Here is a 13,975-nt window from a genome sequence, read left to right as displayed (position 1 = left end):
AGGTCTTAGTTTTGAAGGGAAGCTGATAAAGAATTAACCCGTCTTTTGGAGGGGAGGAGGCTCAAGCCGTGAGTAGAAGCGGTAAGGGCCTTTTTGTTTTGAGTGAAGTAAGGATAAGATGATGGAGTAATTTGTATTTCAAAATGGTAGGGATTTTTCTGTTTCTTTTAATGAAAAATAAAGTTGGTAATACGCCGTCTTTATTTTTTAGCTGAAATATATTCTAGACAAAAGTACATTTATGTTTTAAAATTAGTACCAAGTCATAATAATTGATATAAAACGGAGGGCTGCGATGTGAACGTGGGCATTTTAGGGATCGGAAGATATGTGCCAGAAAAAGTAGTCACAAATCACGATTTAGAGAAAATCGTAGATACATCTGATGAATGGATTCGTACGAGAACGGGAATTGCAGAAAGACGCATTGCCGATGATACAATAGATACTTCATATATGGCGGTAGAGGCTTCTAAAAAAGCACTTGAAGATGCAGGAATTAGCGGAGAGGATATCGATCTTATTTTAGTCGCAACAGTAACGCCGGATCGCGCATTCCCAGCAGTAGCTTGTGTAATCCAGGAAGCAATTGGCGCAAAACATGCAGCTGCAATGGATTTAAGTGCAGCGTGTGCTGGCTTTATGTACGGAATGATTACAGCGCAGCAATTTATTCAAACGGGGACTTATAAAAATGTATTAGTAGTTGGTAGTGACAAACTATCCAAAATTGTAGATTGGAACGACCGAAATACAGCAGTACTATTTGGGGACGGAGCAGGTGCTATCGTAATGGGAGCTGTTTCGGAAGGAAAAGGTGTACTTTCATTCGAGTTAGGAGCGGACGGAAGTGGTGGTAAGCATCTTTATCAAGACGAGTATGTTATGATGAATGGCAGAGAAGTCTTTAAATTTGCCGTTCGTCAACTTGGTGATTCTTGTCTTCGTGTGTTAGAAAAAGCAGGACTTACGAAAGAGGATGTGGACTTTTTAGTACCACATCAAGCGAATATTCGTATTATGGAATCTGCAAGAGAGAGATTAAATTTACCGAAAGAAAAAATGAGTATGACAATTGAAAAGTTCGGTAATACATCAGCCTCTTCAATTCCAATTGCGATGGTAGAGGAATTGCAAAATGGACGTATTCAAGACGGTGATTTAATTATACTTGTTGGTTTTGGCGGCGGATTAACATGGGGAGCAGTCGCTCTTCGTTGGGGTAAATAAGGACTGAGAGAAAAAAAGGAGTGTATTTTGTATGGAAAAAAAGAGGGTCGTAATTACAGGATTAGGAGCTGTTACACCGATCGGAACAGATGTTGAAACAGCGTGGGAAAACATTAAAAAGGGTGTATCTGGAATCGGACGACTTACAAGAATTGATCCAGAAATGTTTCCAGCAAAAGTAGCAGCAGAAATTAACGACTTTGAAGTCGAGAAATATATTGATAAAAAAGAAGCGCGCCGTATGGATCGCTTTACACAATATGCAGTAGCAGCAGCGAAAATGGCAGTTGCGGATGCGAACCTTGAAATTACAGAAGAAAACGGACCTCGAATTGGTGTATGGATTGGTTCTGGTATTGGCGGTATGGAAACATACGAAGAACAATTTAAGATTTTTACTGAAAAAGGTCCACGCCGTGTGAGTCCATTCTTCGTACCAATGATGATTCCAGATATGGCAGCAGGTCAAGTATCAATCGCTACAGGAGCAAAAGGAATTAACACTTGTTCTGTAACGGCTTGTGCATCTGGTGCAAACTCAATTGGAGATGCATTTAAAGCAATTCAGCGTGGTGATGCTGACGCGATGATAACGGGCGGAGCAGAAGCACCGTTAACAAGTATGGCATTTGCTGGATTTAGTTCAGCGAAAGCATTAACATTTAATGAAGATCCAGCGACGGCTTGCCGTCCGTTCGATAAAAACCGTAGCGGTTTTGTAATGGGTGAAGGATCAGGAATTCTTATTCTTGAAGAATTAGAGCACGCGTTAGCACGTGGTGCCCATATTTATGCGGAAATTGCTGGTTATGGTGCAACGGGTGATGCGTTCCATATTACAATGCCTGCTCCTGGCGGTGAAGGCGGAGTGCGTGCAATGCGTCAAGCTTTAGCTGATGCAGGTCTAGAGCCAGAAGATATTGATTACATTAATGCGCATGGTACAAGTACAGATGCGAATGAAAAGTATGAAACGATGGCAATTAAAGAAACTTTCGGCGAGCATGCATATAAAGTAGCGATTAGCTCAACGAAATCAATGACAGGTCACTTATTAGGAGCAGCGGGTGCTGTTGAGGCGATCTTCTCTATTAAAACAATTACAGACGGAGTGATTCCTCCGACAATTAACTATGAAACGCCAGATCCAGATTGTGATTTAGATTACGTCCCAAATAAAGCGAGACATCAAGAAGTAAACGCGGTATTGAGTAATTCATTAGGATTCGGTGGTCATAACGCAGTATTAGTATTTAAATCGTATAAATAATAGATAAAATAAGGTGTTTTTTCGTAACAAACTACGAAAAAACACCTTATTTATTTTTACGCTCTTTCCTTTTTTCGCATATACATAAAAAAAGGAGGGATGAAGATGGGGGTTGTTGATACGGCAAAATGGTTACACCTGTATTATGGACGCCCAGAAAAACTTTGTGAGAAATTTACAAAGTATATTCCATTGCCAAAAGAGAGGTTGTATCGCTTTTTAATCTCTAGAGGTATGTATCGCCCGGTAATGCGGGGTGAGCAGGAAATTAAAGAATTAGAGAAAAAAGAAATTTGGAAAGAACTTAGCATGGAGTATGAAAAATTAAAAAATTGGCTAAAAGGTCCAGATGTTCCTATCTTTATTTTATTATCAGATTCATATAATCGAACGGTACAAGAAGAGTATAACGGGAAGGCTGGTTTATCTATGCGTCACGTTATTTTCTTATTCGTATGTGGACGTAATTCAGTAGAGGAACTAAAAGCTTTATTAACGCATGAATATCATCATATATGTAGATTGCATCAAATTGAGACGAAAGAAACAGAGTATACATTACTTGATACGATGATTATGGAAGGCTTAGCTGAGCAAGCTGTATATGAAAGGTATACAGAAAAAAGATGCGCACCGTGGACTACTTACATTTCAAAAGAAGATGCTATTTATTATTGGAGAAATTCAATACAAGAACGAATAGATGTAAAGAGAGGTACGAGAGAGCATGATGTTTTATTAAATGGACTGCACCCGTATCCAAAAATGCTTGGCTATGCACTTGGATTCCATATTGTAAAAGATTGCGTAGCTTTTGAAGGAGAAGATACACTTTCTTTATTATCTATAGATGCGAAAGAAATATTGAATAAAGCAAATACATTTCATGTTTCGTAAAAAAACAGGAGAGCTATCTCTTGTTTTTTTATATATTATAGAAGAAAAAATAATAATTAGAATATATTTCCTCAAGTGGAATAAAGTTAAGCAAAAATGAACATAATGATTGGTACAAACAGTAGTGAAGTGAGGGGTAGAGAATGTTATATCTACATGATGTATGGGTAAATTGGTTTGAAGGTGAAGAGAATGGGTATAACGTTTGTCATTTTTACGAGTGGCGGAAAGATGATACGATTGAGCTATTAGATCAAGTGCCATTATTAAAAGTAGATTCCACATTATATCATTACATCGAGAACGAATTGTTAGAGCTTCCGCAAAAGTTATTGGAAGACGTACATCATAAGGCTTATATTCGTAAAAATCACGAACGTTTGCAACAAGAATATTGTTTTGTAGTTACAGATGGAAAAGGAATTATCGCGATTGATTCAATCGGCTATAATGTGCCAATTAGAAAAAGTAGGCTTATACCTCGTCAAGAGCAGATGGTATATGAGATGGTAGAAAATGTGCAAGCAGAAAAGTATGAGTTCCAGGTAGAAGAAATTGAAAAAGAGCATCATATTTTATCACCATCGCCTTTCATTATGAATGGCTTGACTCGTAAAGAAAGACAGCTAAAACAATTATTATTTATGGCGTTAGATCAATTACATACAACGAAAAATCCAGCTGAAATTCGCTATTGGTTCACAGAGTGGGATCCATCAGCATATGGAATGGTTCAACATATGGAATTTGAAGATATTTGGGCTAAACTTTATGATGAAGCGAAAACTGGATGGTCTGAGAAGCACGAACAATTATGCGAGCGCCTTGTAAAAGGACAGCCGTTTTTTGAAAAGCTATGGGAAATGGAAAATGAGCAGAAGGTAAATTAAAAAAACCGCCAATTGGCGGTTTTTTTTATGGAGTTGGCAAGAATGTTCGGTGGCTTCGCGCCTTCCTGCGAGGCCAAAAGCGCCTCTACGTCAGGAGCTCCATCCCCCTCACATTCTAAGCGAGCCGCTTCCGCTTTATATAGAAATCCAGCTCCGGCTCCTAGCCCTTCGCGTCTAAGAACCTTCCCCGCGAGAAGGTAAAAAGCACCTTCTGTGGGAAAGAACCTTATCCGTCAGGGCTAAGCAGTCGCCTCCGCTTTATATGTTACCTACGCTTTCTACTTAGTCCCATTGCGTTTTCTACTTTGCGTAGTTGTTTGAATGCAACGCGGTTTGCTTTTTCTGCACCTTTGTCTAGAATTTCGTCTAGTTCTGGGGAGCTGATTAGTTCGTTATATTTGTCTTGGATTGGGCGAATTGCTTCTACGACTACTTGTGCTAGGTCGCCTTTGAAGTCACCGTATCCTTTTCCTTCGTACATTGCTTCTATTTCTTCAACTGTTTTTCCAGAGAATGAAGAATAGATTGTTAATAAGTTAGAGATACCAGGTTTGTTTTCTTTATCGAATTTTACGATACCTTCAGAGTCAGTTACAGCACTTTTAATTTTCTTTTCAATTGTTTTTGGTTCATCAAGCATACTGATCATTGATTTTGGATTTGGATCAGATTTACTCATTTTTTTCGTAGGTTCTGTTAATGACATAACGCGAGCTCCTACTTTTGGAATGCGAATTTCAGGAACTGTGAACACTTCACGGAAGCGTTTGTTGAAACGCTCTGCTAGATCACGTGTTAATTCCATATGTTGTTTTTGATCATCACCAACAGGCACGATTTCAGTGTTGTAAAGTAAAATATCAGCAGCCATTAATGGTGGATACGTAAGTAATCCAGCCGGAACTGAATCTCTACCAGAAGCTTTATCTTTATATTGTGTCATACGCTCCAATTCTCCAACGTAAGCAACTGATTGCATGATCCATCCTAGTTGAGCGTGTGCTGGTACTTCTGACTGTACAAATAAAGTAGCTTTTTCAGGATCGATGCCGCATGCAACATATAGTGCAGCAAGACTGCGGATGTTTTTACGAAGCCCGACTGGATCTTGAGGTACTGTAATTGCATGTTGGTTTACAATGCAGAAATAACAGTCGTGTTCGTTTTGAAGCTCTGTAAATTGCTTCATAGCTCCTAAATAGTTGCCAAGTGTAATTGTTCCACTTGGCTGAATACCAGAAAAGATAACTGACATAAGTAATTCCTCCTAAATTTGAATGTGTGATAGGGAAGAGAAGGCATACAAAAAAGCCCATTCATCCCAAATTACATAGGGACGAATGGACCGCGGTACCACCCTAATTATTTCACCGTTGTGAAATCTCTCAGATCCATAATAACGTCTGGATATAACGCCAAAGCCTACTACTCACGGTTCGGTTTGGTGCTCAAAAGCCCATTCCATATTGCACAATTACTTGTTCACACCAACCACAAGCTCTCTGAAATTGCCTCAATATGTACTCTTCTTTATCATCGCATACATATAAATTTATTTATTGTTAACTGAGCCCTTTTAATATGAAAGAACTAAAGTTTTATAACAAAATGTTTTGCTGATTATTATATCATATGGAATAGCGTTTGCAAACTACATCAAAATAGTAAAGCTAATGAGAGTCGAGAACAGACCGAGTACGATGCCAGTAATACAAATCGGATACGTCCATTTGAATGAATATGTTTTATAAATACGTTCTTTCTTATCGGTAGGTTCCTCTGCTTCTTCAATTAAGGAGTCAATTTTTTTGTTCGTACCAAATACTCTTTGGAATGCGTAAATTGTTACGTTAAAAAATCCATTTTGAAATATGTATAAAAAACCACCTATAAGAATAAATAACAATGAGATATAGAATGAAATGTTGACAAAATTCAACAAAAACTGAGATGAAACGAGGAATGCGCCAACACTAGAAGCGATTATCGCTACAAAAAATAGTATACAAGAATGAAAAAAAACTTTATTCAAAATATTCCCCTCCGTCAAAATATCACTAGAATTATTATACTATAAAAGTTATAATAAGTAATATAAATAATTTTTTGAAAATTATACGCAATTGAAGCCCTAATTTCAAGATGATGGTAGCAATGTTAACGTATTCCTTTACAAAAAAAAAATAAAATAAATAATTTATTAAAAATTTTAACAAAAAAACAAAAAACTATATTCACAATCGTCATATTATATGTATAATGAAAATTGTAGAAACTTGGAGATTATTCTTTCAATTCTGTTTTTTGCAAGTGAGGGTACAGGAAGTGCAATTAGGGGAGGCAATACAACATGAAGAAAAAGATACCGTTATTAATTGCATCAACGTTGACAGTGAGTATGTTAGGAGCTTGTAGTTATCAAAAAGAAGATAATAAAGCAGGCGCAAAAGAAAAAGCCTCAAATAAGCAAGTGTTAAACCTAACTGAAACAGCTGAGATTCCAACAATGGATACGACGTTATCAACGGATGCAGCATCTTCTAACATCATGAATAATACAATGGAAGGATTATATCGTCTGGGGAAAGATGATAAACTCGTTCCAGGTGTCGCTAAATCCTATGAGAAATCAGAGGATGGTAAAAAGTATGTATTTAAATTACGTGAAGATGCGAAATGGTCCAATGGTGAGCCTGTAACAGCTAAAGACTTCGTTTATTCTTGGAGAAGAGCTGTAGATTCAAATACGGGTGCCAAGTTTGCTTACATACTATTTGATGTTAAAAATGCGGAGAAAGTTAACAAAAAAGAGTTACCAGTTGAAGAACTTGGTGTAAAGGCAATTGATGATCACACACTTGAAGTGGAATTAGACAACCCTGTTCCTTATTTTGTAAGTTTGACAGTCTATCCAACATTTTATCCTTTGAATGAGAAATTTGTAACAGAACAAGGAACAAAATTTGGATTAGAATCCAATACAACACTTTATAATGGCCCATTCGTTTTAAATGAATGGAAGCATGAACAAAGTTTCCAACTTAAGAAAAATCCAACGTATTGGGAAAATAAAGAAGTAAAACTTGAGGAAATAAACTTCAATATTGTTAAGGATCGTTCAACTGCTATAAATTTATATGAAACAAAAGCGATTGATCGAGTAGTATTAACATCAGAATTTGTAGATAAATACAAATCAGATGCTGATTTCAAAACGATTAAGAGACCATCTACACAATTTATTCGCTTAAATGAAAAGAATAAGTTTTTAGCAAATAAAAATATCCGAAAAGCAATTGCAATGTCCTTTGAACGTGAAAATATCGGGAAAGTGATCTTGAACGATGGTTCAGAAGGAATATATGGTTTTGTTCCGAAAGGCTTAGCAAAAGGTCCGAATGGAAAAGACTTCCGTGAAGAAAACGGAAAGCTTATAAAAGAGGATGTTAAAGAGGCTCAAAAATATTGGGAAGCTGGTAAAAAAGAACTTGGTGTAGACAAAGTAGAGTTAGAGTTATTAAACTTTGATACCGATGATGCAAAAAAAATCGGAGAGTATTTAAAAGGACAATTCGAAAAGAACTTACCAGGTTTAACAGTTTCAACAAAAATGCAGCCATTTGCACAAAAATTAAAGCTTGAAGCAAGTGGAGATTATGCGATGTCGTATGCGGGCTGGAGTCCAGATTATATGGATCCAATGTCATTCCTTGAAATGTATACAACAGGTAATTCACAAAATAAAGTGAATTACGCAAATCCAGCTTATGATGCGCTAATTAAGAAAGCCAAAACAGAAGTAGATGTACAAGCTCGCTGGGATGCTCTATTAAAAGCAGAACAAAAACTGCTTGAGGATGCAGCGATTGCTCCAGTATATCAACCTGGAAAGGCATATTTACAACGTAGTTCAATTACAGGCCTATTAGAACATAAATATGGCGGAGAATTTAGCTATAAGTGGGTTGAACTCAAAAACTAAAAATGGTTTCCATCATGAATAAGGGTATATGCCTATGATGGGCATGTGCTCTTATTTTAAAAAAATAAAAGTAAGAATATTTCAAACTATCTTATTGCTTTTGAGAAAAACGGGGAGGTGCTTGACTATGGGACGTTATGTATTAAAACGTTTCGTGTACATGGCTTTGACATTATTTTTAATTACTACACTGACTTTCTTTTTGATGAAATTACTACCGGGTTCTCCACTTAAAAACCAGGAGAAGCTATCACCGGCACAAAAAGAAATCATTCTTGAAAAATATGGATTAAATGATCCAGTACCAGTTCAATATGCACGTTACTTAGGTAACTTAGCAAAAGGTGATTTAGGGGTATCATTCCAATATGATAACCGCCCAGTAACAGATATGATTGTGGATCGTATTGGACCATCAGCACAACTTGGTTTACAAGCGATTATATTAGGAACATTTATCGGATTAATTTTAGGAATCGTTGCGGCACTTCGTAACAATACGTGGGTCGATTATGGGGCGACAATAATTTCCGTACTCGGGATGTCGGTACCATCATTCGTATTCGCCGCATTACTACAATATTTCGTAGGGGTAAAACTTGGTTGGTTCCCAGTAGCATTCTGGAAAGGACCTGAGTTTACAGTAATGCCTACAATTGCCTTATCGATGGCAGTTATCGCAACAATCGCACGTTTCGCTCGTGCAGAGTTAATTGAGGTTATGCAAGCTGACTACATTTTAACAGCGAAAGCGAAAGGAATTAGCCAAGGCGTTATCATTATCAAGCACGCACTTCGTAACGCATTAATTCCAGTTGTAACAATTTTAGGACCAATGGTTGCTGGATTAATTACAGGGACACTAGTTATTGAGCAAATTTACGCTGTACCTGGACTTGGGGAACAATTCGTTAAATCGATTACAGTGAATGACTATACAGTTATTATGGGAACGACAATTTTCTATAGTGCGATCTTCATCTTAGTTATTTTCATAGTCGATATTTTATACGGAATTATTGATCCTCGTATTCGTTTAGCGGGAGGGAAAAAATGATGAAAGATGTACAAAAATTATCTCCAGATTTATTTCAACCAGCCAATCAAAGTAATGTTGATAATGAAGTCATTGCCCGTCCAAGCTTAACGTTTTGGCAAGATGTAAGAAGACGTTTGTTCCAACATAAAGGTGCAATGTTTGGTTTCGTATTATTAATGCTTATTGTACTACTAGCAATTATAGGACCGATGGTAAGTAAGCATTCTTATAAAGAGCAGGATTTAGGTCGTGCGAAAATGCCGCCGAAAATTCCAGTGATTGAAAATATTCATTGGCTACCATTTGACGGTACAGATCAATATGGTGTTGACCAATATGAAAAACGTGATGTTAAAGAGTATTTCTGGTTTGGTACAGATGACCTTGGCCGTGATTTATGGACAAGAACATGGGAAGGTACACGAGTATCATTATATATCGCTCTTTTAGCAGCAGCGATTGACTTAGTAATTGGGGTTGCATACGGAGGTATTTCGGCCTTCTATGGCGGCAGAGTAGATAATATTATGCAACGTATTATGGAGATTATTAACGGTATTCCATACTTAATCATCGTTATTTTAATGGTAATCATTATGGGATCAGGTATTTGGTCGATTACACTCGCGATGGCAATTACAGGTTGGATAGGAATGTCGCGTATCGTTCGTGGACAAATCCTAAAATTAAAGAATCAAGAATATGTATTAGCATCTCGTACATTAGGTGCAACAAATACACAATTAATTGTAAAACACTTAATCCCGAACGTAATGGGACCAATTATCGTAATGACAATGTTTACAATTCCAACTGCAGTGTTTGGTGAGGCATTCTTAAGCTTCATCGGTTTAGGTATTCAGCCACCATTCGCATCACTTGGTTCTCTTGTAAACGATGGTTATAAATCAATTCAAACGTATCCACATATGATGTTCATCCCAGCGGTTGTCATCAGTATGTTAATCTTAGCATTCAACTTAATGGCAGACGGATTACGCGACGCGTTAGATCCAAAAATGCGTAAGTAAAAGAGGGGAGAAGTAAAAATGAAAACATTGCTAGAGGTAAAAGATTTGCAAGTCTCCTTTGATACACATGCAGGTGAAGTACAAGCTGTACGCGGTGTTACTTTTGATTTGAAAAAAGGAGAGACATTAGCAATTGTAGGAGAATCTGGTTCTGGTAAATCAGTTACTTCTAAAGCGTTAATGGGATTAATTCCGAATCCTCCAGGACGTATTAAAAACGGTGAAATCGTATTTGAAGGTCGTGACTTAACGAAACTAACAGAAAAAGAAATGCAGCAAGTACGCGGTAAAGATATTGCGATGATTTTCCAAGATCCAATGACATCATTAAATCCAACGATGACAATTGGTAATCAGATTATGGAAGGTCTTATTAAACACCAAGGGATGAGTAAAGCAGATGCACGTAAAGTTGCTTTAGAATTAATCGACCTTGTAGGTATTCCAAATCCGGAAGCACGCTTAAAACAATATCCTCACCAATTCTCAGGTGGTATGAGACAACGTGTAGTTATTGCGATGGCGTTAGCTTGTAATCCGAAATTATTAATTGCCGATGAGCCGACAACAGCGCTAGACGTTACAATTCAGGCGCAAATTTTAGAACTTATGAAGGACATTCAGCAAAAAACAGAAGCAGCAATCATTTTCATTACGCATGATTTAGGTGTAGTGGCAAACGTTGCTGATCGCGTGGCAGTTATGTACGCTGGTAAAGTTGTTGAAATTGGAACTGTTGATGAAATTTTCTACAATCCAAAACATCCATACACATGGGGCTTAATCGCATCTATGCCAAGCTTAGATGGTTCAGAGGACGAACTATATGCGATTCCAGGAACGCCTCCTGACTTATTAAAACCGCCAAAGGGTGATGCTTTTGCACCACGTAACCCGCAGGCGCTGAAAATTGATTTTGAAATGGAACCACCTTTATTTAAAGTAAGTGATACACATTATGCGGCAACTTGGTTACTTCATGAGCAAGCGCCAGAAGTAAAACCACCCGCAGTTGTTGAAAAACGTATTCTTCAAATGAAAGCAGGTGAACAACATGACTAAACAACGTGAGAAATTAATTGAAGTAAAAAATGTGAAACAACACTTTGATGTGAGTGGTGGTGTTGTTAAAGCAGTTAATGATATTTCATTTGATATTTACCGCGGTGAAACATTTGGACTTGTAGGAGAATCTGGTTGTGGTAAGTCAACAACTGGAAGAACGATCATTCGTTTATACGATGCAACTGCCGGTGAAGTGTTGTTCGATGGTGAAAATGTACATGGTAAAAAATCACGCGCAGAACTTAAGAAGTTCAACCGTAAAATGCAAATGATTTTCCAAGATCCATATGCATCATTAAATCCTCGTATGACAGTAGGGGATATTATCGCAGAAGGTATTGATATTCACGGACTAGCAAAAGGCAAAAAAGAGCGTATGGATCGTGTTCACGAGCTGTTAAATACAGTTGGTTTAAATAAAGAGCACGCGAACCGTTTCCCGCATGAATTCTCAGGCGGACAACGTCAACGTATCGGTATCGCTCGTGCGCTAGCTGTAGAACCTGAATTTATCATTGCTGATGAACCAATCTCAGCACTTGACGTATCGATTCAGGCGCAAGTTGTAAACTTACTAAAACAGTTACAAAGAGAAAAAGGTTTAACGTACCTATTCATCGCCCATGATTTATCGATGGTAAAATACATTAGTGATCGCATCGGTGTAATGTACCGTGGTCAAATCGTTGAGCTGACAACAAGTGAAGAGTTATATGAGAATCCAATGCATCCATATACAAAATCACTACTATCAGCAATTCCACTTCCAGATCCAGATTATGAGCGCAATCGTAAACGTATCGTATACGATCCAACGCAGCATGATTATGGTAGCGAAGTACCAACAATGCGTGAAATTCGCCCAGGACATTTCGTATTATGTTCTGAAGCGGAGTATAAGAAATATAAAGAAATCTATCAATAATAAAAAAAGCCATTCTTCCATTTAAGGAAGGGTGGCTTTTTTCTACTATATAAATGTGTTGTCAACATTGTCGGTAAGTCGATATATTGAAAGAATCGCCGATATAAATTTCATTCACTAATAACTACATCTTGATCAAACAAGCGTTACTGTACCTGAACAGAAACACTTTCTTCTTGTTCATTTGGTTTAACAAGTGCATAACTTTCCCAGGCTCTACTTCTCCATCGGAAGAACATAATAATTGCCCGCGTCCATTCGTCGATAGCAATTGCTAACCAAATACCAACGAGACCCATATCTAAGTGGAAGACGAAAAAGTAGCCGAGCGGTAAGCTCATTAATACCATAGAGAATGCACCGATTAACACAGGGTATTTTGCATCGCCTGCTGCGCGGAGTGAGTTAATGATGACGATGTTCATCGTCCGTCCTGTTTCCAGTAGTACACTTAGTAAAAGAACGGTTGCCCCTAGAGAGATAATATGTGGATTATCCGTAAATAGTCCCATTAATTGTGTGCGGAATGTAACAACGAGAATGACCATAAATAGAGTTACACCAATCGCCCATTGTACACTTTTCCATACGCGTGTGTACGCTTCATCTTTTTCATTTCCACCAACTAGGCGTCCAACGATAATCGCTGTTCCCATACCAATAGCAATAGCGAATAAATAAGTGAACATAGAAATGTTAGTAGCGTATTGTCTTGCTGCTAATGATTCCGTACCTAAGTATGTTGCGTAATATAAGAAGACAATTTGACAAGCTTGATACATGACTTGTTCGAATGCAGATGGAATGCCGATCTTTAATATTTTACCAACGTATTCTTTTGATAAAGTGAAGTAATATTGTAATTTCACACGGTATTCCATAACGCGGTATAGTAACCAGAAGAACACAATAAGTGCCAGTAGTCGACTGACAGCGGAAGAAATAGCGGCCCCCTGTACACCAAGTTCAGGGAAACCGAATTTCCCGAAAATAAGTACGTAGTTTCCGGCGATATGAATAATATTCATTCCAAGCGAAACGAACATTGCTTGCTTTGTAAAGCCGTGAACACGGATAATAGCGGCTAATGAGTTAATAATAGCTTGAAGGAAAATAGCTCCTCCGACAATGGATAAATAACCTTGTGCATACGTTAGTACATCGCCTTGTAAATTCATTGCCATCATCATATGTTTTGAAAATAAAAGAAAAGCAGCGCTTATAACGAGTCCGACCACTAAATTTAATGTGACGGCTAATGCTGATATTTTAGATGCTTCCATAAAACGTTTGGAACCGAGGTATTGAGATACGACGATTGCAGCGCCGTTCCCGATTACTTCTAGTACCAAAATAGCGATATGGAGATATTGATTCGCTGCACCAACCCCAGATACAGCATCGTCTGATAATGCACTTAACATAAAAGTATCAGCGATCCCCATCAACATAAAAAGAAAAACTTCTAGAAAAATAGGCCATGTTAATAGGAATAAACTTAGTTTCTCAGTTGGCCCACTTTTTGAGTGAATTGCTGTCATATCTGTCCCCTCTTTACCGATATCTATTTTTAGCAAAGTGTATCGTAACATACTTTCATAGCCATTGCACTCATTTTAACCTACATATTTTTAATATGAAGAGAC

The 13,975-nt window shown here is 37.6% G+C and carries 12 protein-coding genes and 1 other annotated feature; of the genes, 9 read left to right on the top strand and 3 right to left on the bottom strand.

Annotated elements, in window-relative coordinates; translation table 11 throughout:
* Window positions 1–297: 297 nt before the first annotated feature.
* The 4 genes from fabH to JDS80_RS09455 all read left to right on the top strand — a co-directional run bounded on the left by fabH (window position 298) and on the right by JDS80_RS09455 (window position 4,287).
* A complete protein-coding gene (fabH, locus tag JDS80_RS09470) occupies window positions 298–1,230 on the top strand; it encodes a beta-ketoacyl-ACP synthase III (protein ID WP_001100550.1) in 933 nt (310 codons plus the stop codon).
* Window positions 1,231–1,261: 31 nt separating this feature from the next.
* Window positions 1,262–2,500 (top strand): beta-ketoacyl-ACP synthase II, encoded by a 1,239-nt coding sequence (fabF, locus tag JDS80_RS09465; RefSeq protein WP_071744630.1) that lies wholly within the window; start codon window positions 1,262–1,264, stop codon window positions 2,498–2,500.
* A gap of 105 nt (window positions 2,501–2,605) precedes the next feature.
* Window positions 2,606–3,397: a DUF2268 domain-containing putative Zn-dependent protease gene (locus JDS80_RS09460; protein ID WP_199638182.1), complete on the top strand. Its 792-nt coding sequence runs from the start codon at window positions 2,606–2,608 to the stop codon at window positions 3,395–3,397.
* Window positions 3,398–3,540: 143 nt separating this feature from the next.
* Window positions 3,541–4,287, top strand: a complete 747-nt coding sequence (locus JDS80_RS09455; protein ID WP_000966130.1) for a YjbA family protein — start codon at window positions 3,541–3,543, stop codon at window positions 4,285–4,287.
* A 265-nt stretch (window positions 4,288–4,552) separates the two neighbouring features.
* Here the strand turns inward: JDS80_RS09455 and trpS are convergent, their stop codons facing one another.
* Window positions 4,553–5,542, bottom strand: a complete 990-nt coding sequence (trpS, locus tag JDS80_RS09450; RefSeq protein WP_048526695.1) for a tryptophan--tRNA ligase — start codon at window positions 5,540–5,542, stop codon at window positions 4,553–4,555.
* Window positions 5,543–5,616: 74 nt separating this feature from the next.
* Window positions 5,617–5,833 (bottom strand) — a binding site (T-box leader).
* Window positions 5,834–5,938: 105 nt separating this feature from the next.
* Window positions 5,939–6,319 carry a DUF3899 domain-containing protein gene (locus JDS80_RS09445; RefSeq protein ID WP_071744636.1) on the bottom strand — a complete coding sequence of 127 codons (381 nt, stop codon included), beginning with the start codon at window positions 6,317–6,319 and terminating at the stop codon, window positions 5,939–5,941.
* A gap of 318 nt (window positions 6,320–6,637) precedes the next feature.
* Here JDS80_RS09445 and JDS80_RS09440 point away from each other — a divergent pair, with 318 nt between their 5' ends.
* The 5 genes from JDS80_RS09440 to JDS80_RS09420 all read left to right on the top strand — a co-directional run bounded on the left by JDS80_RS09440 (window position 6,638) and on the right by JDS80_RS09420 (window position 12,329).
* Window positions 6,638–8,269, top strand: coding sequence for a peptide ABC transporter substrate-binding protein (locus tag JDS80_RS09440; protein ID WP_199638181.1), 1,632 nt, complete (start codon window positions 6,638–6,640; stop codon window positions 8,267–8,269).
* A 127-nt stretch (window positions 8,270–8,396) separates the two neighbouring features.
* Window positions 8,397–9,326, top strand: a complete 930-nt coding sequence (opp3b, locus tag JDS80_RS09435; protein ID WP_000534165.1) for an oligopeptide ABC transporter permease — start codon at window positions 8,397–8,399, stop codon at window positions 9,324–9,326.
* Window positions 9,323–10,339 (top strand): oligopeptide ABC transporter permease, encoded by a 1,017-nt coding sequence (gene opp3C, locus JDS80_RS09430; protein ID WP_199638180.1) that lies wholly within the window; start codon window positions 9,323–9,325, stop codon window positions 10,337–10,339. The genes opp3b and opp3C overlap by 4 nt, the downstream gene beginning before the upstream one ends.
* An 18-nt stretch (window positions 10,340–10,357) precedes the next feature.
* Entirely contained in the window at window positions 10,358–11,401 is a 1,044-nt protein-coding gene (locus JDS80_RS09425; protein ID WP_000854345.1) for an ABC transporter ATP-binding protein, read from the top strand.
* The gene (locus tag JDS80_RS09420) at window positions 11,394–12,329 is read left to right on the top strand and encodes an ABC transporter ATP-binding protein (RefSeq protein ID WP_000166341.1); all 936 of its coding nucleotides are present in this window, start codon (window positions 11,394–11,396) and stop codon (window positions 12,327–12,329) included. Before JDS80_RS09425 ends, JDS80_RS09420 begins: the two co-directional genes overlap by 8 nt.
* Window positions 12,330–12,475: 146 nt before the next feature.
* Here the strand turns inward: JDS80_RS09420 and JDS80_RS09415 are convergent, their stop codons facing one another.
* Window positions 12,476–13,921 carry an MATE family efflux transporter gene (locus JDS80_RS09415; protein WP_142347446.1) on the bottom strand — a complete coding sequence of 482 codons (1,446 nt, stop codon included), beginning with the start codon at window positions 13,919–13,921 and terminating at the stop codon, window positions 12,476–12,478.
* Window positions 13,922–13,975 lie beyond the last annotated feature (54 nt).

Source organism: Bacillus cereus group sp. N8 (assembly GCF_016483685.1).
Taxonomy (GTDB): Bacteria; Bacillota; Bacilli; order Bacillales; family Bacillaceae_G; genus Bacillus_A; species Bacillus_A proteolyticus.
The sequence above is the reverse complement of the archived record's forward strand: the minus strand, read 5'-3'. Positions and strand labels throughout refer to the sequence as shown.